Annotated in this window: 22 protein-coding genes; 13 read left to right on the top strand and 9 right to left on the bottom strand. The window is 58.7% G+C overall.

Annotation, left to right across the window (positions count from 1 at the left end; translation table 11 throughout):
- Nucleotides 1–65 precede the first annotated feature (65 nt).
- On the top strand, nt 66–371 hold the full coding sequence (locus RDK48_RS14140; RefSeq protein ID WP_298992226.1) for a thiosulfate sulfurtransferase GlpE: 306 nt from the start codon (nt 66–68) through the stop codon (nt 369–371).
- Nucleotides 372–516: 145 nt separating this feature from the next.
- Here RDK48_RS14140 and RDK48_RS14135 read toward each other — a convergent pair whose 3' ends face one another.
- The 5 genes from RDK48_RS14135 to RDK48_RS14115 form a co-directional block, all read right to left on the bottom strand.
- On the bottom strand, nt 517–2139 hold the full coding sequence (locus RDK48_RS14135; protein WP_298992229.1) for an outer membrane homotrimeric porin: 1623 nt from the start codon (nt 2137–2139) through the stop codon (nt 517–519).
- 165 nt (nt 2140–2304) lie between these two features.
- The gene (locus tag RDK48_RS14130) at nt 2305–2697 is read right to left on the bottom strand and encodes a hypothetical protein (protein WP_022658030.1); all 393 of its coding nucleotides are present in this window, start codon (nt 2695–2697) and stop codon (nt 2305–2307) included.
- A 298-nt stretch (nt 2698–2995) separates the two neighbouring features.
- Complete coding sequence (locus RDK48_RS14125) at nt 2996–6973, bottom strand: AAA family ATPase (RefSeq protein WP_298992237.1); 3978 nt, start codon at nt 6971–6973, stop codon at nt 2996–2998.
- A complete protein-coding gene (locus RDK48_RS14120; protein ID WP_298992239.1) occupies nt 6973–8256 on the bottom strand; it encodes a DNA repair exonuclease in 1284 nt (427 codons plus the stop codon). Before RDK48_RS14120 ends, RDK48_RS14125 begins: the two co-directional genes overlap by 1 nt.
- 262 nt (nt 8257–8518) lie before the next feature.
- Entirely contained in the window at nt 8519–9601 is a 1083-nt protein-coding gene (locus RDK48_RS14115) for a glycosyltransferase family protein (protein ID WP_298992242.1), read from the bottom strand.
- 178 nt (nt 9602–9779) lie between these two features.
- Between RDK48_RS14115 and RDK48_RS14110 the strand changes: the two genes are divergently transcribed.
- The 11 genes from RDK48_RS14110 (at nt 9780) to RDK48_RS14060 (ending at nt 20936) form a co-directional block, all read left to right on the top strand.
- On the top strand, nt 9780–10802 hold the full coding sequence (locus tag RDK48_RS14110; RefSeq protein ID WP_298992244.1) for a glycosyltransferase: 1023 nt from the start codon (nt 9780–9782) through the stop codon (nt 10800–10802).
- Nucleotides 10802–11380, top strand: a complete 579-nt coding sequence (locus RDK48_RS14105; protein WP_298992247.1) for a tetratricopeptide repeat protein — start codon at nt 10802–10804, stop codon at nt 11378–11380. The genes RDK48_RS14110 and RDK48_RS14105 overlap by 1 nt, the downstream gene beginning before the upstream one ends.
- Before the next feature lie 72 nt (nt 11381–11452).
- Nucleotides 11453–11710: a hypothetical protein gene (locus RDK48_RS14100; protein ID WP_298992251.1), complete on the top strand. Its 258-nt coding sequence runs from the start codon at nt 11453–11455 to the stop codon at nt 11708–11710.
- Nucleotides 11711–12190: 480 nt separating this feature from the next.
- On the top strand, nt 12191–13351 hold the full coding sequence (gene hflK / locus RDK48_RS14095; protein ID WP_298992254.1) for an FtsH protease activity modulator HflK: 1161 nt from the start codon (nt 12191–12193) through the stop codon (nt 13349–13351).
- Nucleotides 13351–14199: a protease modulator HflC gene (hflC, locus tag RDK48_RS14090; RefSeq protein WP_298992257.1), complete on the top strand. Its 849-nt coding sequence runs from the start codon at nt 13351–13353 to the stop codon at nt 14197–14199. The genes hflK and hflC overlap by 1 nt, the downstream gene beginning before the upstream one ends.
- A gap of 33 nt (nt 14200–14232) precedes the next feature.
- Nucleotides 14233–14925, top strand: coding sequence for a helix-turn-helix domain-containing protein (locus tag RDK48_RS14085; protein ID WP_192112498.1), 693 nt, complete (start codon nt 14233–14235; stop codon nt 14923–14925).
- 4 nt (nt 14926–14929) lie between these two features.
- Nucleotides 14930–16336, top strand: a complete 1407-nt coding sequence (locus tag RDK48_RS14080) for a lytic murein transglycosylase (RefSeq protein WP_298992261.1) — start codon at nt 14930–14932, stop codon at nt 16334–16336.
- Between the two features lie 206 nt (nt 16337–16542).
- A complete protein-coding gene (locus RDK48_RS14075) occupies nt 16543–17205 on the top strand; it encodes an HDIG domain-containing metalloprotein (RefSeq protein WP_298992264.1) in 663 nt (220 codons plus the stop codon).
- On the top strand, nt 17168–18082 hold the full coding sequence (locus tag RDK48_RS14070; RefSeq protein WP_298992267.1) for a D-alanine--D-alanine ligase: 915 nt from the start codon (nt 17168–17170) through the stop codon (nt 18080–18082). The genes RDK48_RS14075 and RDK48_RS14070 overlap by 38 nt, the downstream gene beginning before the upstream one ends.
- Nucleotides 18083–18230: 148 nt before the next feature.
- Nucleotides 18231–19145, top strand: coding sequence for a DMT family transporter (locus tag RDK48_RS14065; protein WP_298992271.1), 915 nt, complete (start codon nt 18231–18233; stop codon nt 19143–19145).
- A 441-nt stretch (nt 19146–19586) separates the two neighbouring features.
- Nucleotides 19587–20936, top strand: coding sequence for a sodium:alanine symporter family protein (locus tag RDK48_RS14060; RefSeq protein ID WP_298992274.1), 1350 nt, complete (start codon nt 19587–19589; stop codon nt 20934–20936).
- A gap of 152 nt (nt 20937–21088) precedes the next feature.
- On the opposite strand, the gene RDK48_RS14055 is transcribed toward RDK48_RS14060, so the two are convergent.
- The 4 genes from RDK48_RS14055 to rfbF all read right to left on the bottom strand — a co-directional run bounded on the left by RDK48_RS14055 (nt 21089) and on the right by rfbF (nt 24569).
- A complete protein-coding gene (locus RDK48_RS14055) occupies nt 21089–22066 on the bottom strand; it encodes a prenyltransferase (protein ID WP_298992279.1) in 978 nt (325 codons plus the stop codon).
- A 1-nt stretch (nt 22067) separates the two neighbouring features.
- Nucleotides 22068–22565 carry a dTDP-4-dehydrorhamnose 3,5-epimerase family protein gene (locus RDK48_RS14050; protein WP_227118589.1) on the bottom strand — a complete coding sequence of 166 codons (498 nt, stop codon included), beginning with the start codon at nt 22563–22565 and terminating at the stop codon, nt 22068–22070.
- Nucleotides 22565–23680, bottom strand: coding sequence for a CDP-glucose 4,6-dehydratase (gene rfbG / locus RDK48_RS14045; RefSeq protein WP_298992281.1), 1116 nt, complete (start codon nt 23678–23680; stop codon nt 22565–22567). Before rfbG ends, RDK48_RS14050 begins: the two co-directional genes overlap by 1 nt.
- 124 nt (nt 23681–23804) lie before the next feature.
- Nucleotides 23805–24569 carry a glucose-1-phosphate cytidylyltransferase gene (gene rfbF, locus RDK48_RS14040; protein WP_298992284.1) on the bottom strand — a complete coding sequence of 255 codons (765 nt, stop codon included), beginning with the start codon at nt 24567–24569 and terminating at the stop codon, nt 23805–23807.
- A gap of 198 nt (nt 24570–24767) precedes the next feature.
- Between rfbF and RDK48_RS14035 the strand changes: the two genes are divergently transcribed.
- On the top strand, nt 24768–25442 hold the full coding sequence (locus RDK48_RS14035; protein WP_298992287.1) for a hypothetical protein: 675 nt from the start codon (nt 24768–24770) through the stop codon (nt 25440–25442).
- Nucleotides 25443–26421 lie beyond the last annotated feature (979 nt).

Genomic DNA, 26421 nt, shown 5'->3' with positions numbered 1-26421 from the left:
GCAAGGCGATGCCGTCCTGCCTGCACAGGATTTTTATCCTTAACGTCTGACACGTGGGGGAAGGTATGAACGCAACCATTACACCGCAAGAACTCCAGGGCATGCTGGCCGCCAATACCGCGACAGTCTGCGATGTGCGCAGGCGGGCTGATTATGAGGCTGACCCACGCACAATCCCCGGCGCTGCATGGCATGACCCGGAGCAGGTGGACGTGTGGGCGGCGCAGTTGCCCAGGGACAAGCCAGTAGCCATCTATTGCGTGCGTGGCGGCTCTGTAAGCAAGTCAGTTCAGGCGGCTTTGGGGCAGAAAGGTTTTGAGGTGCAGTATGTGGAGGGCGGGCTTGCCGCATGGGATGAAGCCCATAAGTAGCTGAGCACCCCGCAAAAGTCCCCTCGTAGCGAATTTGGCCTGCGCGGCATAGTGCTGCCGCAAAGGAAACGCCGCTTCCCTGCGAAGGGAAGCGGCGAAGCCTGCGCGCCGGGAAGGAAACGGCGCTTACAAAAGGCAGAGAGGCTTAGAAGCTGTACTGGAAGACAACCTGGGCTTTCCAGGCGTCCTGCTTGTCAAAGCTGCCGTTGCCAGCGCCGTTATTGTAACCGGCCTTTTTCCATGTGTCCTTGTCGATCATGTTGGCAACGTAGCCGAGTTCCAGATTCACACTCAGGTTTTCGTAGGCCTGCCACGTATTGACGAGGTTGAATTCCAGCAGGCCGTCGTTGGTGGTCAGATAGGGACCGTCGCCGCCGTAGCCAGCCTGCCAGGAGGAGGCATCCTTCATGTACTTGACCATGGAGGTGGCGTTGGTGCCGCCCCAGTATGCCAGGCGGAAGGTGTGGGAAATGTTTTCAATAAAGCTCATGTCTTTCAGCTGTGCGCCGATGCCCCAGGTGCCGGCATAGCTCATGCTCCAGTCGCAACCATTGGCAACCGGGCTCCACGAAAGGTTGCCGTCGCCGACAAAGGAGGTGAAGTTGCCCGCGCCAGCAATGGAAGGCATGCGCTCGGAGCCGTTTTTCACGTTGCCGTCGTCACCGCTGGCGTACCAGCCAAAGATGCCGGGAACGCCCCAGTCCAGCTTGTATTCAACAAGGGCTTTTGCCAGCCAGCCCTGACGCTCGGTGCTGGCGCGCACGCTTTCCACGCCGCGCTTGAGCACATCGTAGCGGCCCATGGCTTCGGAGTAGCCGTAGTTGATGTCGAATTCGATGTTCAGGGGGTCGAACATGGTGATGGCCACCGGCAGACCCGCCCAGAACATGGAGCCGTATTGCTTGTTGGTGCTGGAGGAGTTGAGGGGGTTCAGGCCGTTGGCGTAGTTGAAGCCGGGGTTGGTGCCGGGAATGGTGAGGCCAAGTTTGCCGTCGCTGGTTTCCCAGGGCGAACCGTAGGTTTCGTCATCCAGGCCGCGCAGGGAGTTTTTGCCGCGCATGCCGTACATGGCCCAGGGGGTGACGTTGACGCCGTCAAAGGTCAGGGGCGCGGAGAGCATGAACAGATCAAGGTTGTCGAGGTAGTTGGTCTTTTCCGTGCTGGAGCGGCTATTGCCGTCAACAAACGCGCCATTAAAGTTGTCGTTGACCGGGCGCGCCCACATAAAGGTGAGACCCACGTTTTCGTTGAACTTGTAGTTGGCGGTCAGGGCCGCGACATCGCAGTCCATAATGGCGGAGCCGCCAGCCACGTTGGGCATTGCGGCTGCCTGGAGGCCCATGCGCACGCGGGCGTCAGTCTGGGGGATCACCCAGTCGATGTAGGCGTTTTTAACCTTGACCTGGTTGTTCCCGTCAGCGCCAAGAGCTGCGCCATCGCCCGATTTGCCCCACTGCTGATCGCCGATTTCAAAGTACACCGTGCCGGACAGGGCCTCGGAGGCCACGGCGTCCAACTGGAGGCGAATGCGCTGGGAAGCGCCAAACTGATCATCGGTATTGGTTTTGGACTTGGCTCCGTCAGTGTCTCGGGTGTTCTTGGTGAGGACGCCTTCGCCCACGCCAAAACCAACCAGCCATTCGCCCTTGGCCTTGAAGTCAATGGCCTTGGCCCCCCCGGCCACGCCCATCAGCATGCCTGCTGCAAGCAGTGTGACCATGCACACTTTTTTGAAGCGGTTCAGACCATTCCTTTCTCGTGAACTCATTCCTTTCTCCTCCGTAAAGGGTTTGCGCAGCGGCCGCAGATGCCACAGGCTTTTGCAACGCGCGCGTTATGCTTCCAGAAGTCATCCCTGACGGGCAGGCTCTTGCCCTGGCGTCAGGGATGTCCTTTGCCTAAACGCCTCTCTCTGCCGCAAGCGAGGGGGCGATCAGTTTTCCGCGTGGTGGTTCTTGTGGTGGCCGCACTTGCAGTTGGCGCAGTTGCCCTTGCAGACGTGCTTTTTCTTTTGCTCGATGAGAACGCGATTGCCGGTAACGGCCATGTCAAAGCCGCTCTTGCCCTTGAATACGATACGTTCTGTGCTGAGACCGCCCAGCAGGAGCGAGGTCTTGAGGGCGTCAACGGCGGAAGGATGTGGGTTGGCTACGTGCCGTACGTCAATGAAAATGCGTTTGCAGTTGGCCTGATTGCACTGAAGAAGCTCAATAAGCGCAGTTGCCTGGGGAGGATCGAAGCGGGAAGAAACGGAAATGTGGAGGTTGTCGTGGCTGAAACGGTGGCTTAAACCCGTATGATCGGTAAACACCGGCTGCTGATCCATATTTTTATCTCCGCTTTGCTGAATGTGCATGGCGGTACACTGTCACAGGCAGAGCGGCGTGTCAATAAAAATGAAATTACTTTTCAAATTCAAATCATATTATGCTGATTTTATTATTAAAAATTGTACAAAAAATTGTATTTTTCCTAACATGTTCAATTGGAAAAGAAAGATTGCTAATCGATTTTAGGCTGCGAATATGACGGTGCGGAGTTGAGCTGAGGGGTTTGCCAATAAATAGGGGCGGATGCTCCCAAGGAACACCCGCCCGCTGTGCAGAAGGAGGATTTGTTAGCGCTTATGCGGCCTTGATGCTGCCGTCTTGCACATGGAACAGCGCGGCCTGGGGTTCTGCCTTGCGTAGCAGTTCCGCCATGTGCGGCTGGCAGGTAAAGTAGAGCAGCTGATGGGCTTTGCCCTGGCTGCCGCCGGTCAGTTCCACAAAGGCGCGTGCCGTGCGCTCAGCCCTTTGCGGGTCAAAGTTGACCAGCACTTCGTCCATGATCACAGGCAGGGGCGCGGCATGCAGGGCATGATTTTTTATGTAGGCCAGCCGCAGGGCCAGATAGGCCTGCTCGCGCGCGCCACGGCTCAGATTTTCCGGCGCTATGGGTTCGCCCTGCACGGGCAGGATGGCGAGGCTGGCGTCTTCCAGCGAGGCGTTGATGCCGCGCCAGCGCTGGCCCGTAATGCGGGTGAAGATGCTTGAGGCAAGGCGGATGACCTCTGGCTGGCGCTCCCGCTCAAAGGTGCGCTTGGCTGTTTCAAGGATGCTGCGGGCAAGGGCCACGCGGCTCCAGGCAAAGGCCATGCGCTCCATGTCTTCCACAAGGGCCGCCTCCTGCTGCAATAGCTGTGAAAGCTCCTCGGTGCGCGAAAGGGCGTCCACCTTGCTGCGCAGTTCCGCAACGCGTTTGACCAGATTTTCTTCCTGCTCCTGAATGCCAGTCAGTTCTTCGCTGATGGTCGCACTACGGCGCTCCTGACTTTCCTGATCCTCATGCTCGAAGGAATCGAGAAATTCCTTCAGGGGTGTTTTGTCCGCAGCCAGCCGCAGGGCGTCTTCCAGATCCTGACGGCGCTGGGTAAGGGCGCGCAGTTCTTCGTGCAGGGCGGCCTGACGCAAAAACTCTTCTGCATCGTGCGCGCCCGCCATGGCAAGCAGGGAGCGCTCTGCGCTCCGGGCGCTTTCAAGGGCGGCTTCCGCAGCGCGGGCCTCGTCCTCCATTTCCGTCACTTCATTATCGAGGTTGCGGCGGCGGCTCTGCGCCTGCGACATGGCTTCCGCCGCTTCCAGCGCGGCATCAAGGCTGAGCAGCCAGTCGGGGTGGTTGTCCGCATCCTGATGCGGCGGCAGGCCAAGCTCCGCCAGCAGGGCTTGCAGCGGGTCGCGCAGGGCAGCCAGCTCTGTACGGCCCTGATTGAGCTGCGATTGGGCGCGCTGCACCGAAGCCTCGGCAGCCAGGCAGTTTTCCATGTATTTCAGGGCTTCCCGCACTGTTTCCGGGTCAAGGTCGGTGCCGAGGCCAAGATCATGCAAGCAGGCCGTCCATTGCGAACGCGCTTCGTTGAGCCGCTCCTGCGCCTGACGCTGTTCCGCGCTGGCTTCTGCCTGGCGGGTGCGGGCGCGGTTAAGTTCGCTCTGTGAATTTTGCAGCGCGGCCTCGGCCTTGATGCGCAGTTCGCGGGCGGCATCGGCCTCGCGGCAGGATTCAAGCACCTGCCGCACAGCCTCCGCCAGTGAATCTGAATCCGCGTTGGCGGGCAGGCGTTCAGCCACGGCAGGCACCAGACGCATGCGGGCTTCTGTCTGACGCAAGTCGTCATCCAGGGTTTGCAGCTCCGCATCGGCGGCGGCAACGCCGCCAAAGGCGAGCCGTGCTGATTCCACCCTGGCAAAAAAGGCAGCCGCACCCTCGGGCGAGGGCACATTGGCCACGTGCAGGGCCAGCATGAATTCGTGCCAGCGGCGGCGGGTCTGCTGCACAATGCCTTCTACCTCGGAGCGCGCAGCCTGCCTTTTGCTCACTTCCGTGCGGGCAAGATCCATGGCGTGCTTCAGTTCGTCCATGTCCTTGCGGGCGCGTTCTTCTTCAAAGCATTGCTCGCGTTCGTGTTCAAGCAGCACTTCCCTGGCCTCAAGCGTCACCAGATCCATGCTCTGTACGCCAGCCGCCGCGCAAAGCTGGCTGGCCTGCTCGTCCAGTTCCGCCACGTGGGCCGCGCACGAATCGCGTCTGCCCTGAAGTTGCAGATGTTCCATCTGGCGGCGTTTTGCCTCCGCGCCAGTGTGTGGTACGCCGCCAGCCATAAAGCCAACGCCGCAGAGCAGCAGCAGATAGCCGGACCACAGGCTCACGGGCAGCTCAATGTCGGCCGTGAGGCCAATGCTCGTGATGCCCATGCGCCAGTAAGCCAGCAGCATGCCCGCGCCGCCAAGAAAGAAAGCAAGGCCCAGAACCAGCAGGGGCAAATTTTTCACTCTTGTGACAGGCGGCTCATTGCCGATGCGGGCGCTGAGTTCTTCAAGCCGCTCACGCTCCGTGCCCAAGGTGGCGGAAAGGGCGCGCAGTTTGCGCAGGGCAAGGCTTTGCCCGTCAAGATCCTCGCGGGTGGGGCCGTTTATATGGCGCTGTTCTTCGCGCAGGGCTTCCACGCGACCCTTGACTGCGGCAACCTGTTCCTCCGCCTGGCGCACGTCCTGCGCTGCATCGTCAGCCTGATGCATTTTTTCCTGCACATCGGCAGCAAGGGCGAGGGCTTCTTCCTGCCGCGAAAGGAGCGAATCAAGCAGGGCTTCTGCCTGAGCGCCGTCACTTGCGCCGTTGACCACCAGCCGCAGGGGATTGAAAGCTCTGGAAAATGTTGTTTTTGCTTCGTTCACCGCGCGTTGGCGCAGGGGACGCTGGCGGCGGGCTTCTTCCTGCCGGGCAAGGGCCTGACGCAGGTTGTCGCGGGCATCGTCATCCAGCGCTGCGGGCGGCGCGGGCAGCAGATCAAGGGCGGCAGTGTTGGAGGCCACCTCGCGCTCTGCGCTTTCCACTTCGCGGTTGCTCTGGGTGAGGCTGTCCACGGCGGCCTGATGGGCCGAGGCTGCGGCGCGCATTTCCCGCCCCTGGCGTTCAATGTCCTCGCGGGCAAAGAGGGAGCGGTCAGTGGCCCGGATGCGGTCGCACGACCAGTCCGGCCCCAGGCGCGAAAGTTCGCGGGTGAGGTCTTCCTGCGCGCGCAGGAGGGCTTCTTCCTGTGCGGGCAGGGCGCTCAATGCCTGCCTGAAGCCGCTTTTGCGCTCTGCCATGCGGCGCAGGGCGGGCAGGGCCTCCAGCAGGGGATAGTTGATCTCAAGTTCGTCACGCCTCTGGCGCAGCCGGGTGAGCTTTTCCATCTGCGCGGCCCATTGGCGCTCGCAGCCCTCGCGGGCCTCCTGAGCGCGGGCAAGGCGCTCCCTGCCGTTTTCGGGAAAGGTGGCGCTTATGGGGTCAAGCCGTTCAAGGCGCGCGCCCGCCATGCGCCATTCGTTCCACTGCAACCACACGCCAAGGCGGCGTTCAAGGATGCGGCGTTCTTCTTCAAGCTGGAGTTTGCGGTGGCGCAGGTTTGCCAGATCATCGCGCTTTTCGGCAAGGTCCATTGCCATGCTGTCGTACCCGGCGCATTCCTGTTCCAGTTCGATCTTGCGTTGCCGCAGTTCGGCAAGCTGGCGCAGGGCGGCGTTGAGGGCGGGCTTGCTGCCGCCGCTCTTGAAAATTTCATCGGCCTGTTTGTCCAGCAGCTTGAGCGCCTCGCCGGGCGAACGCAGCCCCGGCCCGAAACTTGCGCCGTACAGGGCGTTGCGCACGCCTTCGTCAGTAAGGCTGTTGAGGTCTTCAAGCTCTGTGAGGCTGAAACCGAACACGTTGCGGTACACATCGCGGCTCACGCCGGAGAGCATCTGGCGCAGCATGTCTGGTTCCAGCGGTTTGCCTTCCGGATCGGTGAGGGTGAGTACGCCGCCGTTGCTGCCGGGCCGCCGGGTAAGGCGCAGAATGCCGCGTTCGTCCGAGCGCAGTTCCATGCTGCCGCCGGGCTGCCCGCCGCGCAGGGGGCCGGGGATACGCTTGTATTCCTTGTTGCGCGGGTCAGGATAGCCGATGAGCATGGTGCGCAGAAATTCCAGGCAAGTGGACTTGCCCGCTTCGTTTTCACCCAGAAAAATGGAAAGCCCCGGCGAGAGATTTTCAACACTCACGTCAGAAAAAATACCGAAACCGTCCATGTGGAAGGACTGGATATACATCAGCGTGCCTCCAGAAGATCCGTGCACAGGCGTTCGGCCTCTTCCAAAAGGGCTCGCATACGCGCATCGTCGGGTTGGGTGAGAATATGGCGGAGCTGCCCGTGGTCATAGACCTGTTTCAGCGCCGGAGTTGCCACATCGTGCAGGGTGTCGCTGCTTTGCGCCATGCGCTCGGCCAGCCGCAGGGTTTCGCCAAGCAGGTCTTCCCGTTGCAGATACTGGGCACGGTCAATGGCGGGGCTTGTTTCGGCCACAATGTCCTTGATCCACACGCTGGGAGTGCCTGTTTGCAGGTGCGCCAGCCGTTCGGCAAGGTCTTCCTGATTGGGGGCATCGCGCAGGGCGGCGTCAAGCTGGGTGCGCCCGTGCAAAACGATGCGGGCCATCAGGGCCTCGCAGCCGGGGTCAGTGGCTTCGGCGGCCTGTTCCAGCGCGCGGGTCATTCTGTTTTCCACCTCGTTGAGGTGGGCCACATCGTCAAGCTCAACCTGCACCCTGGCCCACTGCACAGGGCCCAGACGCACAAAATCCTCGTTGCAGGCATAGCCGCCGCCCGGTTGCGGGCTTGCCGTCACCCGCAGGCAGCCGCGTGGCCCCGGCTCATTGACGTGCAGGCCCTGAGCGTTGCCGCTGTATGCGATAAAAGGGGTGGTGCAAAGTGTGGCCCGCTCGTGCACATGGCCCAGCGCCCAGGCGTCAAGCCCGGTATTTTTGAGGTCGTCCAGCGAGCAGGGGGCGTAGCGGTCGGCCTTGTTCTGGCCTTCGACCGTGCAGTGCAGAACGCCAAGCTGAAAGCAGTCGTGGTGCTGGTCGCGCCGAAACAGGCGGGCCAGGTTGCGGCCTTCCTTGATCTTGGCGTGGCTGATGCCGTGCACAACGGCCACGACCTTGCCGTCTTTTTCAACTGTGTGGCTTTCGGCATCCGGCCCGAAAACAGTGACGTTGTCCGGCCACTGCACAGCCGCCAGCCTTGAGGAAAGGGGATCGTGGTTGCCGTGCGCCAGAAAAACGCGCACTCCGGCATCACGCAGGCGGCGGCAGCCGTCGCACAGTTTAAGCTGAGCTTTAACGCTATGGTTTTCCTCATTATACACGTCGCCAGCCAATATGAGAAAATCCGGCTTGTCTGATTCGCAAAGCCGGAAGAGGCGGTCCATGGCCTTGAAAGTGGCCTCTTGCAGCAGACGCGCCAGATGCCCACCCTGCGCAGCCGTGCGGGAAAGTCCCTGAAACGGCGTGTCCAGATGCAGATCGGCGGCGTGAATATAGCGGATGCCGTCCATGTAAAAGCCTCTTTTGTGGATTTGTGGGAAATATTGCTGAAATCTAGACTTTTTCAAAATAAATGACAAGCGCAACGGCCAATTACGCCATTGCTTCAGGTGTGACGGCGCTGGTACAACAGTATGCCAGAAATATTATGCTGCAAGTACAGATAGATGGAAAAACCGATGGAGCAGGGCGGAGGAGGGCAGAAAAAAGCCAGACCGCCGATGTGCCGGAGGTCTGGCCCTGGAGTTGCGCTGAAAAAGCGGCTTGCCGGAGTTATTCCTGCACGGCGGGGTTGCCGTGCACAGGCAGGGAGCCGTTGCGGATAAAGTGATCCACAAGGCCGAAAACCATTTCATTGCCGCAGAAGTTTCCTGCGGCTATGGCCGCCTTGTAGGCAGGCAGGTTTGCCTCAAAGCGCTGGAGCAGTTCCGGTTCCAGCGTGTGCATGTCGGCCTGCATGCCGTAGTTCAGGCGTTCAATATAGAGCGCGTTGAAGCGTTGCTCCACCATGGCCTTGAGGGGCAGGGTGAGTATGGGTTTGCCCAGGTGCAGGGCCTCGCCCATGAGGGTATGCCCGCCGCCCTGGATAACGTAGGAGCAGCCTTCCAGCAGCCGCAGAAAGCCTTCTTCGCTCTTGCGCATGAAGATAACGTTGTCCTCCTGCCCTTCGGTGCGGTCATAGCCGAAGACGTAGCAGGTTTTGCGCGTGGCGGCGCGCAGAAAGTCCACCAGTTTACGGTGGGTGGAGTTGCTCTGGTACACAAGCACGTGGCCGTCATCACGCGGGTTGAGCGCAAGCACGCTGTCGCGCAGGATGGGCGGGGCCACGCGCGCCTTGTACTGCGGCAGTACTGGGGGCGAGTAGAAAGATATGATGAGGTTTTCCGCCGTGGGACGGAAGAGATAGCGCGGGGTGAGGCCCTGCACAAAGGTATCCCACCACATGTTGGGCGGCAGGTTGTGCTGGCAGCAGGTGATGATGTGTTGATGGTCGAGGGTCAGGCAGGGCAGCCCGGCTTTTTCGGCGGCGCGCGGCACAAAATATTCCAGATCTGTCATGCAGACATCGGGCTGGAATTCATCAATGAGGCGCGACACCTGATCAATGTAGCGCTGCCTGTGCCACAGCAGGGGCAGGGCCCGGCTGATGGTGGCGGCCATGTCCACCTTGTAGTCCTTGAACACCGTGCCCAGGTTGGGCAGTCGGCGCACGGGAAATTCCGGCTCAAGAATTTTTGGGGCGTCGTCGTCCGCCACAAAAAGAAATTCGTGCCGTGAAAGGCGGCGGGCTATGGTCAGGCCGCGCATGGCGTGCCCGTGACCTGTGCCGTGAATGCCGTAAAGTACGCGCGCCATGGTTCTCCTTTATCCCTGCCGCAGAATAGGCGGCGGGTTTGCGGCGGCAAGCCTACCAATGCAGGGCAGCAGCGTCAATTGCTCGTCTTGACGCACAGAGGCCTGTTATCTACCATCACGCATTCATTGCTGTTTGTCACATCTGATTGCGGGGCGCAGCAGCGCCAGCGGAGCATACATGCACGAGCCCAGCACCGGGGCGAGCCCGCAGGGGCCGCTCTGCAACGTGACCATCCCGGTTTTTAACAGGCCTGCGGCCACGGAGCGCGCCATCCGCGCCCTGGCAGCCACCTCGCGCGAGGTGCCGTTCCATATCACGGTGGTGGACAACGGCAGCGAGCCGGAGCTTGTAAAAAAGCTGCTGGCCTTGCGGGCAGAGCGCCTGATCGACAATCTTTTTTTGCTGCCGCGCAATATGGGCGTGGCCTGCGCAGCCAACGTGGGCTGGCAGCTTGTGTCCGCGCCGTTGTACATGAAGCTGGATAACGACACAGCCATTGTGCGCAAACACTGGCTGCGCGACCTGCTGGCCCTGTGGAGCCACGGGCAGCCGCTCTCCAATCTTGGCGGCGCGTTTAACCGCGAAATGCTGCGCAAAACTCCCGGCAGCCTGCAAACTCCGCACGGTGAGCTTGGGCTGTGCGTGGGCAATCTGCCCGGTCAGGCCGTGCTTGTGCCGCAGGCTGTTTCTGAAAAGCTGGGTTTCTGGAATGAGGAATACGGCCTCTACGGCGGCGAAGACGGTGATTACGGCCTGCGCATGCAGGCGGCGGGCCTGCCGCAGTACTATTACCTCGGGCCCGAGTATTTTGAAAATATCAGGGAAGACGATGACGCGCGCGAAACCTATGCCGCACGCGGCATAGACAAGCGCAGGCTGCACCGCGAGCTGGTCGTCAGGGATAACCTGTGCATGGGCAAGCTGTTCATGAATAAAATCCTCTACCTTTCCGGCCTGCGCTCTCTTGCACCACTACAGCGCTATGTTGTAGACGATGTGGACGGGCAGGGCCGGGTGCGGCTGGCAGAGCGTAAGGAATACAAGGATTTTCAGCGCGATCTTGCGCAGGTGGCTGCAGGGCTGAACGCCCGTTTTCGGGATTATGTCATGTCCTACAAACTGGATGCGCCTACGGCGGACGCCATGCGGCAGGTGCTTGAAAAGCACGCGCAGGCAACAAAAATTGATAAGGGGCTGTGATGAACGCACGTAAAGTCAGAGAAGACCTGGGCCGCGCCAAGGCCTGTTGCGCGCGCCGTGATACGGAGCGCGCGCTCTTTCTAACCATTTCGGCCCTCAAGGAACTGGGCGGCCAGAGCGCCCCGCTTGATCTGCGGGGGGATTTTCGGGCCGCAGTAGCGGATCTGGCTGTTGATCCGGAGCTGAAAGCCGCTGGAGCGCCCGCCTTTGTCTATACTCCCGGTGCGGAAAAAGATCTGCTCCAGCTTCTTTCGCAGCTTTACCGCTCCATGAAGGGACAGGAAAAGGAAGAGGAATATCAGGCGGCCTTGCAGCGCAAGCTGAACCTTGACCACGGTTTCAGCGACGGCAAAAAGTTTTTGGCAGAGGGTAAGCCGTCAGAGGCTGATGCATGTTTTGCCGAGGCCCTCAAACACTACAAGGACGAAAAGGCGATCTTTGGCATGATGGCCCGGGCCATGATGGATGCGGGCGAATATGTGCGCGCCATCGGGCATGCGCGGGCCGGCCTCAAGGAACTGCCGGACGATGAGGAACTGACGCGCCTTGTGGAGGAGTGTACCCGCCTGCGTCAGTAAGGCTTTCGGCGTATTTTTTGCATCGTTCTGACGAAAACTTGGCGGCGGCAAAAGCTGCCGCAGGGAGTCGTCATGAACGGTCACAATCGTGTAAGGTCAGTTCCCTATATGGCATTGAGCGCGGCGCTCTTTGGCTGCGCGCTGTTCTTTGCCGTTACCCTTTGGCGCGGCGAAAGCATGGGAGAAAGCGGCCAGTTTGCCTATACCCCAGGTTTTGATGTGCGGGCGGATGTGGTCAATTCTGTGCGGGTTGTGCCGCTGGCGGGAGCCAACCTGCGCAGCCCCAGCGTGAACGCGGATAAATCTGCTGCTGTTTCCTTGGCCTATTAGGCTGTTTTTATTTTGAAAAGTTGGATTGCCACGCACCAGTAGCGGGCGGCCCATTTTTTGTGTACAATCTCTCACCTTTTTTGATCTTGTCCTTTCAGCGGTCATTCTGTTGGAGGGCTGACGTGTCGCGCGTAGTCTAAAAAGGAGATGCAGAAGTGTCTTTTTTGCTTGTTGCACCCCGTCGTATCTGAAGATCACTAATCGGGAACGGTTCTTCCCTTTGTTTTAAATTGCAATTAGCTGTAATTTTTACCGTATTGCTTGTAAAACATAGTAATTTGCCATGTTATATTGACTTTGTTTCAGAATGTGCCTACATTGTACAAGATGCCCGATTAGAAGGGATGAAAAGCCTTATTGTTCTCGTCACTGTAGTGCCATGTTTAACTTCCTCATTTCTCCATAATATTAGTGAGTTACTGACCGATACTTTTTGTTCGGCAATAACATCACGCATTCTTTAAAGGACATGTTTGCGTTATGAATTGGGACTGGGACAAACTTCAGGAAAAAAGGCAGAAGCAGGGGTCTAACCCTCCGCCCCGACCTCCTCAGGATATGGATTCTGACGATATGGGGCAGGAAGAAGAAACCCCGCGCGCCAAGCGCACTCCTTTTAACAATGGTCGTGGCCCTGGTGGTGAAAACCCTTTTTCCAAAATAGCCCGCATGCGCTTTCCCAACGGGAGGGCGGCTGGTCTGGTGGGTTTTGCCATTGTGGTTCTGTGGCTTCTTTCGGGTATTTATATTGTTAATCCCGATGAGCAGGGCATTGTGCTGCGCTTTGGCAAGTATGACCGCACCGAAGGGCCCGGCCCGCACTACGCGTGGCCTATTCCCATTGAATCAGTATATAAACCGCAGGTGACCCAGGTTTTGCGTAGCGAGGTGGGCTTTCGCTCCGTTGGGCAGGCGGTCACGTTCCAGCAGGGGCAGTTGCGCACTATTCCGGAGGAAGCCTCCATGCTCACGGGTGATGAAAACATCGTCAACGTGCAGTTCAGTGTGCAGTACAAGATCAGCGACCCCGTGGAATACCTTTTTAATGTCACCGCACCCGGCGCACTGGTGCGCAATGCCGCAGAGGCGGCCATGCGCGAGGTCATCGGCAACAGCCAGATCGACTCTGCCATTACCGATGGCAAGCTGAAAATTCAGAGCGAGGCCACCCAGCTGCTGCAAACCGTGCTTGACCGCTACGGCGCGGGTATACAGGTGCTGGCCGTGCAGTTGCAGGATGTGCACCCCCCGCAGGAAGTTATTGACGCGTTCAAGGATGTGGCAAGCGCCCGCGAGGACAAGAGCCGCATCATCAACGAGGCCGAAGCCTACCGCAACGAGCTGTTGCCCAAGGCCAGGGGCCAGGCTGCCGCCATGGGCAACGAGGCCGCTTCCTACAGCGCAACGCGCATGCGTACCGCAGAGGGCGATGCCTCCCGTTTTGAGGCCCTGCGCATCGAGCACGACAAGGCCCCCAAGGTCACGGAACAGCGCCTTTATTATGAAGCCGTGGAAGAGATCCTTTCCAACTCGAGCGAAAAGATACTTATGGACAATCCGGCTGCTGGCCGCGCGCTGCCTTATCTCACCTTGCCTGGTCTCGGCGCTCCTGCTTCGCCCAAGATGCTGGAGAAGAAATAATGAGTAAAAATCCTCTGGTGCTGATTCTTGTTGCTCTGGTACTGCTTATTGTTGTTACCCAGGGATTCTTTACTGTTCACCAGACCCAGAAGGCTCTGGTTCTGCAGCTGGGCGAACCGCTTTCACGCGTGTACGGGCCTGGTCTGCATTTTAAAATTCCTTTCATCCAGAACGTGGTCTATTTCGATGCCCGCGTTCTGGACTATGAAGCGCGCTCAAGAGAGGCCTTTACCGTAGATAAAAAGGCCATAGTTCTTGATAACTATGCGCGCTGGAAGATCATTGATCCCCTGCAGTTTTACCGTACCATGCGTTCCATTCCCGGAGCGCAGGCGCGGTTGGACGACGTTGTTTATTCACAACTGCGGGCGCTTGTGGGTGCGTATACCCTTACAGAGGTCGTGTCCTCCCACAGGGCGGCCATCATGAAGGAAGTGACCAACAAGGTTTCCGACCTCATGCATGGCTACGGAGTCGAGGTGCTGGATGTACGCATCAAGCGTACAGACCTGCCACCTGAAAACCAGCGTGCGATTTTTGGACGCATGCGGGCCGAACGTGAACGGCAGGCAAAGCAGTACCGTTCGGAAGGTGAAGAGGAGTCGACGCGTATTCGTTCCGATGCCGACCGCCAGCGCGCGGTTATTCTGGCAGACGCGGTGCGCGCAGCGCAGATTGAACGAGGATTGGGCGATGCCAAGGCTGCGGCAGTTTACGCCCAGGCCTATAACAAGGCCCCTCAGTTCTATGCGTACCAACGCTGGCTTGACGCCATGCGTAAATCACTAAAAGAGAACAGCAAGATGGTGCTTTCCAACGAAACGCCACTGCTCAATCAGCAACATTGATGCGTGGTTTTCCACGCCAGGAGTCAAAGAGTTATGCCCGGTTTTGCAGAAATATATGAACGCATCAAGCTGGCCACCAACAGCCGTACACAGGTTGAGCTGGCCGAGGTTCTGGACATTCGTCAGTCCAGTATTTCCGATGCGAAACGGCGCAATTCCGTGCCCGGTGACTGGTTCATGAAGCTCTTCGAGAAGTTTGGGCTGAATCCTGACTGGCTCAAGCAGGGTGTAGGCCCCATGTACTTGCGCACCGAGCAGGGTTATGTGCCTGAAGACGCACCGGCCTCCCTTGCAGAGACAGCTGCCCACTATGGCGATGCCATGGCCCGTGGCGGCATCCATTCCGTGTACGACGCCAAGTGCGTCTACAATGATGATGCCCCACGTCCTGCCCTGGCCCTGGCGGGCAAGATATCGCTGCCGCTTTCGCTCACCCGTGACGGCCTTCAGGTGCTGCGGGTGCGCGGCGCCAACATGGCCCCACTTATCTCGGAAGGGGCGCACGTAGGTGTGGATACAATGGATACGGATGTGGTGTCTGGCCGCATCTATGCCATTTTTGCCCCCAACGAGGGCGTAGTGCTGCGCAGGGTGTTTTTGAACAGCACCCAGGATGGCTATGTGCTGCGCTCCGAGGCGGCAAGCTTCCCCGAAACCCAGTTGGCTGCGGGCCTGCTCGCCAAGCGCATGCTTGGCCGCGTGGCGTGGGTGTTGCAGGAAGTGTAGAAAAATGATGCTGCAACCGGCTTTTGCCGTTCATTCGTTTTGCCGAAGAGCCTGGTCGGTGTGCGGTCTTGCGGGCTGTCTGCTGCTGTGCGCCTGTAGCGGCGCGCAGACAGCGGCCTCACGCGGTGGGGACGGTATTACATCGTATGATTTGCCGTCCTCTCCTGCTGCAAGCCAGCCTTCCTACAGCACGGCTGGGGCACCCCCTGCCGCTTCGCCAAACACGGGGCAGGGTTACGCGACCCCCAATTATTCCGGCGGTTATTCCGGTGGGTATGCGGGGGGCAGCAACGGTGCGGGTACTACGGCAGCCCCAAGCTATGGAGAGCCGCAAAGTCAGGCTCCAGCCTATGCCGCGCCAGCTCCAACATATGCGCCCTCGCCTGCGCCAACGTATACCCCGTCGTATCAGCAAAGCCAGCCGCAGCCAGCGGCAGGCCCCGCTGCCATAGCTCCGGCATGGCGGCCTTTGGCTGATCGGCTTGCGGCTGACGGGCTTTCCGGCCCACGGGTGGACGCCCTGCTGGCTACGCTCAGCGCCACGCCCACGCAGTCGCCCATGGGCAGAAAAATGCGCGAGCTGTATAACCGCAAATTTTTCCCCAAACCGCCTTCCACCGCGCCTGCGGCCCTGTATTACAAGGGCGTGCTGACCGATGCCAACGTGCAGTTGTGCCGCCAGTTTGTGGCGCAGAACAAGCGCGCCTTTGATCAGGCAGAGGCCCGTTTTGGCGTGCCTTCATCCATAGCGGTATCCCTGCTGTTTGTGGAAACCCGCCTTGGCAAGGTGCTGGCCGATGTGCCGGAAAACGCCTTTTACACGCTTGCCAGCATGTCGGTAACGCGTCAGCCTTCTGATATCCCTGACTGGCTGCCGCGCATGCCCGGCTATCAGGAGCATCTCGACTGGTTTGCCGAAATCATGCCCAAACGGGCGGATTGGGCCTACAAGGAAGTTAAGGCCCTGGTGGAGCATATGCTGCGTGATAATATCGATCCGCACCATCTGCCGAGTTCCATCTACGGTGCTGTGGGCCTGTGCCAGTTCATGCCCTCCAATATCGCCATGTACGGCGCGGACGGCGATGGCGATGGCAAGGTTGATCTGTTCACCATCCCCGATGCTGTGGCAAGTCTTTCCAACTATCTGGCCAAGCATGGCTGGAAGTCGGGCCTGCCGCGCACACGGCAGCATCAGCTACTCATGGCTTACAATCATGCCGCCATCTATGCGAACACCATTCTGGCCCTGTCAGACATGATCAACGGCGCGCCCTCGCCCGAGGCCTCGGCCAAGGCAGCCCCGGCCGCTGCGGGCAAGCCTGCCCCGGCAAAAGCTGGTAAAGCCACTCCGGTCAAGGCAGCCAAACCGGTAAACAAGGCTCCAAAGCCAGTTAAGCCTGCAAACTGACGGTTTTAATTTATCCATGTACCACCATCCCGTTGTCCTCTGGGCAGCGGGATTTTTTGCGCGCAAAACCCGTCCAGGCAGGCATCAATGATCGGCAGCGCTCCGCGCCGGAAAAGCATGGATGGAATCCGGGGTGTATCTGCCGCCAACTGAAGGCCACCAATGACAATCTTGCCATCCCTTTATTGCGGTGGCATACTTTGAGGATGAACACTAATTCCGGCGCGCAGCCCCCTCTGAAAGAAAGCAACCGGCCTCTGGCCGATCTGCCTCCCTTGCCATCGCTTTGCAGCGTGGGCGCTCTGCGGCCCGTACCCAGTGAAGCCGCATGCTTGGCCCTGTGGGACAAATACGGCATGCTGCCGAATATTCGGCGGCATTCTCTGCTGGTGGCGCATGTGGCAGCCACGCTGGCTCAGCGGGCGGCAGACAGGGGCTTTGCCGTATGTGTCCCCGAGGTCCGCGCTGGCGGCCTTTTGCACGACATTGCCAAGACCTACTGCGTCAAGCACGGCGGCAGCCATGCACAGGTGGGCGCAGCCTGGACCGTGGCTGAAACGGGTAACTATGCCATTGCGCAGGGCGTGATGATGCACGTGTGGTGGCCGTGGGCCTTGCCCCATGGGCCGGAAATCTGTTCACTGCCTTTTTTTGTGATCTATGCCGACAAGCGCATCAGGCACGATGCCTGCGTAACGCTTGAAGAACGCTACGAAGATCTGCTTGAGCGCTATGGCCGTACCGAGGCTGCGCGCGAGGGCATTGGCGTTGCCTACAGACAGGGAAAAAATATTGAAAGCGCCCTTGAGGCGCAGCTGGGATGGGCCTTACATGAAAATTCTTTTGATTGCGGGCGGGTGGTCCACTGAGCGCGAAGTTTCGCTCAACGGGGCGCGCGCCATGCAGGAGGCGCTTGCGCAACGCGGCCATTCGGTAACGTTTTTTGACCTGCTTTCGGGCTTTGACTGCCTGCTTGAGACAGCAGCCGCGCACGATTTTGCCCTCATCAACCTGCACGGCGCACCCGGCGAAGACGGCCTTGTGCAGGCCATGCTTGAGCGGGTGGGCTGCCCCTATCAAGGTTCCGGCCCTGCGGGGTCTTTCCTGGCGCTCAACAAAAGTGCTGCCAAGCAGATATTTCGGCAGGCGGGCCTGCCCACGGCAGACTGGGAATTTTTGCCTTGCGCCCCTGAGTCAAGCTGGCAGCCGCGCTTGCTCTATCCGCTCTTTGTCAAAAGCAATACGGGCGGGTCTTCGCTGCGCATGGGCCGCGCCAGCAACCGGGCCGAGCTTGACGCAGTGCTGGCATCCATTTTTGCCGCTGGCGACGAGGTCATCATGGAACCTGTGCTCGCAGGGCGGGAAGTGACCTGCGGCATTCTGGGCGAGGAAGCACTGCCGCCCATTCTTATTGAGCCTGTGGCTGGCGATTTTTTTGACTATGAAAGCAAGTACGCCAAGGACGGAGCGCGCGAGATATGCCCTGCGCCAATTAGCGAAGCGCTGACCGCCCGTGTGCAGGAGCTTGCCCTTGCGGCGCACAAGGCTCTTGGCCTGAGCGGCTACAGTCGGGCTGATTTTATTCTTGGCCCGGACGACAGCCTGACCATACTTGAGGTAAACACCCTGCCGGGCATGACGGCCACCAGCCTTGTGCCGCGCGAGGCTCGCACCGTGGGGCTCGACTTTGGCCAGTTGCTTGAGAGGCTCATTGAGTTGGGCATGGACGACCAGCGTCGCAACTGATCTTTGCCGGGGCCGCCTGACTGTCGGGCGGCCCCGGCCTCGCGCCGGATAGCGGCCTTTAGCTGCGGCGCGGTATCCTTTCTGTTTATTCCCTCCCCGTTTCGCGCTGCCTGCCTGTTTCGGGACAAGCTCTGAATTGGTGATTCCAATGCTCAGTAAATCTGTCGCAGGTCACATGGCGGCACTGTTCTGCATTGTCGTGTGGGGCATTACATTTATTTCCACAAAGGTTCTGTTGCGGGCTTTTACGCCTGTGGAGATTCTTTTTTTCCGTTTTTTGCTGGGCTATGTGGCCTTGTGGCTTGCCTGTCCGCGCTTGCTGCGTATTACGGACAAACGGCAGGAAGTGCTGTTCGCCTTAGCTGGGCTGTGCGGCGTGACCCTGTATTTTCTGCTTGAAAATATCGCTCTTACTTATACGTTTGCCTCAAATGTGGGCGTGATTGTTGCCATATCGCCATTTTTTGCAGGCTTGCTGGCCTTCTGGCTGCTACGGGCCGAGCGTCCGGGGCTGAACTTTTTTTTGGGCTTTGTAGCTGCCATGCTGGGCATTGGCCTCATCAGCTTTAGCGGGAGCACGCAACTGCGTCTCAACCCCCTGGGGGATATACTTGCCGTGCTGGCCGGGCTTTCCTGGGCAGGGTATTCCATTTTGACGCGCAAGCTCTTGGTCTTTGGCTATAACAGCCTGCTGGTCACGAGGCGCTGCTTTTTCTACGGCCTGCTGTTCATGCTGCCTTGCCTGCCATTTATGGAATTTCATCTGGGATTGGAACGGCTGGAAAATCCGGTTAACAGCCTCAACCTGCTGTTTCTGGGGCTGGGGGCATCCGCCCTGTGTTTTGTGGCCTGGACGTTTGCCATTCAAAGGCTTGGGGCTGTCAAAAGCTGCGTGTACATCTACCTTATTCCCGTTGTCACGGTGATTACTGCTGTTCTGGTGCTGCATGAGCAGATTACCTGGATGGCTGCGCTCGGAACAGCCCTGACGCTGCTTGGATTGGGCATTTCTGAAATGCGCAATTTCAGCCTGATGAAAAAGGCGGAGCAACTGAGCAAGTGACAGGAGGGCGTTATCGCGCCTCGTTGACTGACAGGCTTGGTAGCTTTTTTATGCGTGGGGATGCGGTCGCCGTATTCCCACTTTTTGTTGCAGCATGCGCTAGATGACGTATGCAACTTGCTGGTGAATTGTGGACGCTATATGCATTTTACCCAAAAGTTGCGGAATGAAAGCTCGTCAAGCGTGAATATCCTGGCAGGGTAAAGCCAGGCTGTTTGAGTTTGGATATCGCAGTAGATTAAAACGGGAGTTGCGGAATGACAAAAAGTCGCATATCACAACAGCCCGGCCTATTCTATAGCGGTGATACACATTGCTATGGTGGTGAGATGCTGCTCGTAATGGCCGGGACATGCCTTGCGGTGGCATGTGCGCGGGATGTGGCATCTTGTAGCAAATTTTCTTCAACTCAACAAATATTTTAAGAAAATTAGAGTGTGTATGGAAAGTCTTATTGGCGTGCTGCAACAAATTCAGGAAATTGTCTGGGGCCCCCCAACCATGATCCTTCTCCTGATTACCGGGCTTTATTATACTCTCCGGTTGGGATTTCTTCAGTTTATCCATCTCCCCAAAGCCATTCGTTATATTTTTGAAAAAGAGGAAGGCAGTGTGGGCGATGTTTCCGCATTTGCTTCCCTCTGCACGGCGCTGGCCGCAACCATTGGCACAGGCAGCATTGTTGGCGTGGCAACCGCCCTGCGTGTGGGCGGGCCGGGCGCGCTCTTCTGGATGTGGGTCTCGGCTGTTCTTGGCATGGCCACAAAGTACGCTGAAGGCGTGTTGGCCATCAAATACCGCTCCATAGACGAGAATGGTGAAGTAGCTGGCGGCCCCATGTATTACATTGAGCAGGGCATGGGTATTAAGTGGAAATGGCTTGCCAAGCTGTTTGCATTTTTTGGCGCGGTTACAGCACTGATGGGCTGCGGCACATTCCCGCAGGTCAATGCGATCACGGAATCTGTCAGCAATGCCTTCAATATGCCGATCTCACTGGTGGGCGCTGTTGTGACAATTGCCACCGCAGCCGTTGTTCTTGGCGGCATCAAGTCCATTTCCAGCGTGGCTGAATTCGTTGTGCCGCTGATGGCGGCCTTTTACGTTGCAGCTTCGGCCTATGTGCTGTTCAACCAGTCGGCGGCGCTTCCTGGAGCTTTTGTTCTGGTTGTGAAGTCTGCTTTTGAGCCGACTGCCGTGGCTGGCGGCGCTACCGGCGCTGTCATTGTTTCTGTAATGACCGCCATGCGCACCGGCATTGCCCGAGGTGTGTATACCAACGAAGCCGGGCTTGGCAGCGCCCCCATTGTGGTGGCCGCAGCCAAGTCTGATTCCGGCGTGCGGCAAGGCCTGATTGCCATGACCGGCGTGTTTTTCACGACCATTGTCATCTGCACCATGACGGGGCTGGTTATTATCACCTCTGGTTTGCTGGAAAGTTCTACGCTTGACGGCGGTATCCTCTCCAACGCCGCATTCAATGCTGGCATGTCCGGCGACATGGGGATGTACGTAGTCTCCATCGGACTGGTATTCTTTTCTTTTACAACAATCATTGGCTGGAATTACTACGGAGAACGGTGCGTTGTGTATCTGACGGACGGGGTAAAATACGTAATGAGCTACAAAATACTGTATATTTTGTGCGTAGCTGTTGCCCCGTATCTGTCCATTAGGCCTATCTGGTATATGGCCGATATCACTAATGCCTGTATGGCCTTTCCCAACCTTGTGGCACTGTTGGTGCTCAGCCCTATAGTCATAGCGGAAACAAAGAAATATTTTCAATGATTGACTGTCCGCATCGTAACTAAAGGCGCAAAAAAAGCCGGAGAATCTCCGGCTTGAACAGGTGTGTATGCATTTTTAAGGGCATTCCCGATTGCTGGTATAAACCGGCAACCAGGAATGCCCTTTTTTCAGTTGATTGCAGCCGTGCGCGTTTACAGCAGCACGCCCAGTATCAGGGCCGCGCCGCTGATGAGGTAGCATTTGCGCACCAGATGCCCGTGAGCGTCCAGCGGCAGCCAGTCGCCATCCCCGGCAAGGCGGATACGGCGGCAGGCGGCCAGATAAAAGGGCAGGCCTGCCAGACACAGCACCACCGGCCAGCCCGCCAGCCCCGCTGCCCACAGGTTGCACAGCAACAGCCACACCAGCGGCCACCACAGGTGGAACAGCAAAAATGCTCCGGCCTTGCCCAGAGTATTGGCAAGAGTATGCTTGCCTGCCGCCAGATCAGTTTCGATTTCCGGCAGGCTCTGGTAGTACAGCACCCCCGCCACCATCAGGCCCACGGGCAATGCCAGCGCAAGGCTGCACGGTTCAAAACGGCCCAGCAGCAGAGTGGCGCTGGCGCTCACCATGATAAAGCCCATGTTCAGGCATACAAAAACTTCGCCCAGGGCGCGATGCCCGTAGCGGATGGGCGGCGCCACGTAAAAAACGGCGGAACCCACCGCGAACACGCTCAATGCCCAGAGTGCGGGGCGCAGGGCCGGGGCCAGCCCCAGAATCAGCAGGCCGCCCACGGCAAGCGTTGCCGGGGTAAGCAGGAGCAGAACAATGGACAGTTGGCGCGGGCTGATAAGGCCGGACTGGATGACGCGCGAGCCACCGATGTTGTCGCCGCCGTCCACGCCAAGAATATGATCAAAGAGGTCATTGGCCAGATTGGCAATGGTCAGGCCCATAAAGCAGCCAGCCAGCAGCAGGGCGTAGGATGCCCACTGCCCTGGCCGGATGCTCCCTTGCAGGCGAAAGGTCAGTGCCAGAGCCAGAGTAACCGGAATAGCCGCCGTAATGAAAAAAGGCGGGCGGCAGGCCTGCCACCACGCCCTTGCCTGTTGGCGGAAAGTAAGCTTTGGCGCGAGGGCAGGGCGGGGAATCCATGCCTCGCGCAAAAGATCGCCGCAGCGCATGTTATACGCCTCCTTCACTCCATGTGTAGGGAATGGAAGGGTCATCGGCGGGCAGTCGCTGCCCTTCGGTGGGGTCGTGGGGGATGTCGGCGCAGTTGCAGATGAGCGCCGGAGCGTCACCCATAGCCGTAAAGCCGTACCACACATTCACGGGGATGCGCAGCAGGCCGTAGTGTTCCGGTCTGCCAAGGGCCAGTTCGCACAAAACGCCGCGCGTCTCGGAATCTGGTCTGTCGTCATACATCACGATTTTCAGCAGGCCGGAAGGCACGGCAAAGTGCTGGGTTTGGCGGGTGTGGCGCTTCCAGGCCTTGACGTGCCCGGGCAGCACCTCTGAAAAATAGATTTCGCCAAAGCCCTTGCTGAAGTCTGGCAACAGGGGCGAACCGGGGCGCAGCATGTGCAGCACCGGCCCACCTTCTGTCGGAATGACCTTCAGGGGGTGCAGCAGTGCGCCTGCAATGCCCACATCCTGCGCAGTCATTTCTTCCGTATTCATTACTTTACCCACACCTGATTGCGCTGTTCGGCCGCGTTGACGTAGGCCGCGATCTGCCCAAGGGTGAAGTCGAGCATGTTCTGGGGCTGTTTGCCGTTCTGGCCCCGATAGAAGCAGTGGTACCATTCGGCGGTGTAGCGGATGGTTTCCTCAAAGGTGAGGGTGGCCTTCCAGCCCAGATGTGCCAGCGCTTTATCGCAGCAGAGCTTGAGCAGGGTGCATTCTTTCATGCCAGCCTGACCATTCTTGTCCATTTCGCTGGCAAAGCCGGGCCAGTGCAGGGCAAGGGCATCCACCACTTCGGCGACGGTGTTGTTGACGTCTGCCGCAGGGCCGAAGTTGTAGGCCTGACCGCGCAGGTTGAAAGGCTCGTTGAGGCCCAGCAGCAAACGCGCGCCAAGCCACAGGTAGCCGGAAAGAGGCTCCAGTACCAGCTGCCAGGGGCGCGTGGCCCACGGGCTGCGGATCTGCACAGGCTGCCCGGCGGCCCATGCGCGGGCGCAGTCGGGCACAATGCGATCCTGTGCCCAGTCGCCGCCGCCAATCACGTTGCCAGCGCGCACGGTGGCGCAGGCTGGGCCCTCCTTGAAAAAGCTTTCAAAATAGGAGTGGGCGATGATCTCCGCGCAGCCCTTGGAGGCGGAGTAGGGGTCGTGCCCGCCGAGGTGGTCGGTTTCGCGGTAGCCCCAGACCCATTCATCGTTGCGGTAGCATTTATCGGAAGTAATCATGATGACGGCCTGCACATCGGGGCAGGCGCGCACAGCCTCAAGCACGTTGAGAGTGCCCATCATGTTGGCTTCAAAGGTCAGGGCCGGGTCGTCATACGACTTGCGCACCAGTGCCTGCGCCGCAAGGTGGAAGACCACATCGGGGCGGAACTGGCGCATGGCCTTGATCATGCTCTCGCGGTCGCGGATGTCGCCGCGTACATCGGCCTCGAGGTGCGCGCAAAGATCCATGGCGGTGTAGTGCGAGGGAGTGGTGGGCACGCAGTCAGAAAAACCGCCGACCACTGCGCCCATCTGGGTCAGCCATGCCGCAAGCCATGAACCTTTGAATCCCGTGTGTCCGGTTACAAAGACCCGGCGTCCTTTATATGCGTTGGCAAACATGTTGGTTCCTCGTTGGGTTTTCGCGCGTTGGCTGACGCGGAAAGGGGATGTGCAGCCTGTGAAGTACGCTTCGGCTACGGGCAGGCCGCAGCCGAAGCTTTAACTAAGTGTTGCGAAGCGGCGTTTAGATCCAGAAAGCCTTGCCCGCGTCCCACATCTCGTTGAGCTTGATGGAGTCGCGCAGCGTGTCCATGCACTGCCACTGGCCGGGGTGCGGATACATGGAAAGCTGCCCTTCCGCCGCCAGCCGCTGCAAGGGTTCTTTTTCCAGATCGCAGGCTTCGTCCTCGGTGAGGTAGTCAAGAAATTCGCGTTTGAAGACGAAAAATCCGCAGTTGATAAATTCGTCCAGCACGGGCTTTTCTTCCCACGAAAGGATCTTGCCGTTGGCATCGGTGCGCACCGTGCCAAAGCGCGAGGGCATGCGCACACCGGTAAAGGTGCCGATGCTGCCCGACTGCTTGTGAAATTCGATGAGCTTGTTCAGGTCGATATCGGCAACGCCGTCGCCGTAAGTAACCATAAAGCGGTCGGTGTCAATGTGCTTGGCAACGCGCTTGAGGCGTCCACCCTTTTGCGTTTCCTGCCCGGTGTCGCACAGGGTCACGCGCCAGTCCTCAATGGGATTGGGATAGGTGGTGATGTTGCCGCTCTTGAGGTCAACCGTAAAATCCGTATTGCGGATGTTGTAATCATGGAAATACTGCTTGATGACCTCGCCCTTGTAACCAAGGGGCAGGATGAAATCCTTGAAGCCAAAGCGCGCATAGATGGACATGATGTGCCAGAGCACGGGCCGTCCGCCGATCTCGACCATGGGCTTGGGTTTGACCGAGGTTTCTTCGCGCAGACGCGTACCCTTGCCGCCGCACATGATGATGACTTTCATTCTAAGCCTCCTGCCGCCGCGTTTCATGGCTTGTTCCGTTCGCGGCGTGTGGCCCATGTGTAGCAGAAGGGCGCAAGGAAAAAAAGCCCCGCAAGGGGGCTTGGGCCGCCGGGATGCACTTTGCATTTGCGCCCGCACGGCGTAGAATAAGCAAAGCGCATTCAAACCCAAACTTTTTTGTGCGCAAGAGAGGTAGTTATGATGTTGTTTCGCCGTGGTTTGCTGTTGCCGCTGGTGCTGCTGATGGGCGCACTGGTTGCGGCCTGCGTTACTTCCGGCCCGCAGAAGGCGCTGAATGATGTGGCCGACGCCCTGAACAAAAATGACGGCGCGGCTTTTCTGGCGCAAATTGACATGAAGCCCTTTGCAACCAACCAGATTAAAAATATGACGCGCGAAGATCAGGCGCTCAACGCCCTGGATTCCATGGGGCGTTTGCTTGGGCTGGGCGGTATGGAAGACCTTTTGGGCAGCGTTGTGGATATGCAGGCGCGCTTGCAAAAGCAGTATATGCGCGGCGTGAGCACGGGCGAGCTGGTAGCCCAGTGCGGCAAGGCTGACACTCCTGACTGCCCGTGGGTGCCTGAGAGTCTGAAGGCCGCCAAGGTTACCGAGCTTGGGGCCGATGCGGCGGTGGCGCAGGCAACTACGCCCGCCCGCATGACCAGTTGGCTTGCCCTGCGCAAGGTGGGCGAGAAGTGGCTGGTGGTTGGGCAGGCCGTGATGGAAAGCACTGCCAGAGAGTATGCGCTGCAGAAGACTCCGGTGGCTCCTGAAAAGCCTGCGCCGGTAGCGCCCACGCCCAAGGAAGCGCCAGAGAAGGCCCCTGTGCCGGGGAATCGCGCTGACAAGGATGGCGTGACGAAGATTTAGGGTGATTTTGCGAGCGCATTGGGAGAAGTAGGAGGGTTTTGGCGGCGGGGTGAGCCTGTCAGGCTGATTTACGCAAACCCGACTTTTGCACCCTGAATGCGTCAGCGCCGGGATTTTGATGCTCACGTACTTGAGTACGTTGCGCTCAAAATCCCGGCGCTTCCTTTTCAGACCGCAAAACGCGTATTTTGCAAATTCGCCCAACACCAGCCATCGCCTCCGCGCTGCTCCGGCGAGTTTAATGAAGGCGACGTCACGACCAGCTTCTGATGACGGCTAGTGGGTGAAAGGCAGTTAAAGGCAAGAAAGTCAGAAAAGGCAAAAGAGTCGGAAGAGCTTGGTGGTGTGGGTGAGCCTGTCAGGCTGATTTACGCAAACCCGACTTTTGCACCCTGAATGCGTCAGCGCCGGGATTTTGATGCTCACGTACTTGAGTACGCTGCGCTCAAAATCCCGGCGCTTTCTTTTCAGGCCGCAAAACGCGTATTTTGCAAATTCGCCCAACACCAGCCATCGCCTCCGCATCCGCTCCGGCGAGATTAAGGAAGGCGACTCCACGACCAGCTTCTGATGGAGGGCTTTTTTTCTGACTAGTAAATTTTCCGTCTGACCATGGTTGAATGGTAACGGGCATCACCGCAAGTAACACGAAGATTTTGCAGGTCTCTTTGTTTGCTATTTGGATTTGTCTAAGCTTTATGCAGGCAGAGTACCACGGGGCAAAGAGCGAAGTATTTTGTAGTTAGTCCAAGAATTGAGGGATGTTGGCTGAAGCGGAATAGCATTCAAAGCAAAAGTGTACTCTGGCATTAACGCGGCGCGGAGGGAGATCACCTGAGCGAGCGCAGCGAGCGAGGGAAGCTCCCGCAGCTATGGCCGCGTTGCCCTCGCCGGTTTGTGGAAGCTGAAAACTCAAGGGGGTGCTTCGGGGGGGATGCAAGGGGGGCCGAGAAGGGGGCGTAGCCCCATAACCGGCCCC

This window comes from uncultured Desulfovibrio sp. (genome assembly GCF_902477725.1).
In the GTDB taxonomy this organism is placed as follows: Bacteria; Desulfobacterota; Desulfovibrionia; order Desulfovibrionales; family Desulfovibrionaceae; genus Desulfovibrio.
This window is presented reverse-complemented; position numbering and strand designations above follow the sequence as displayed.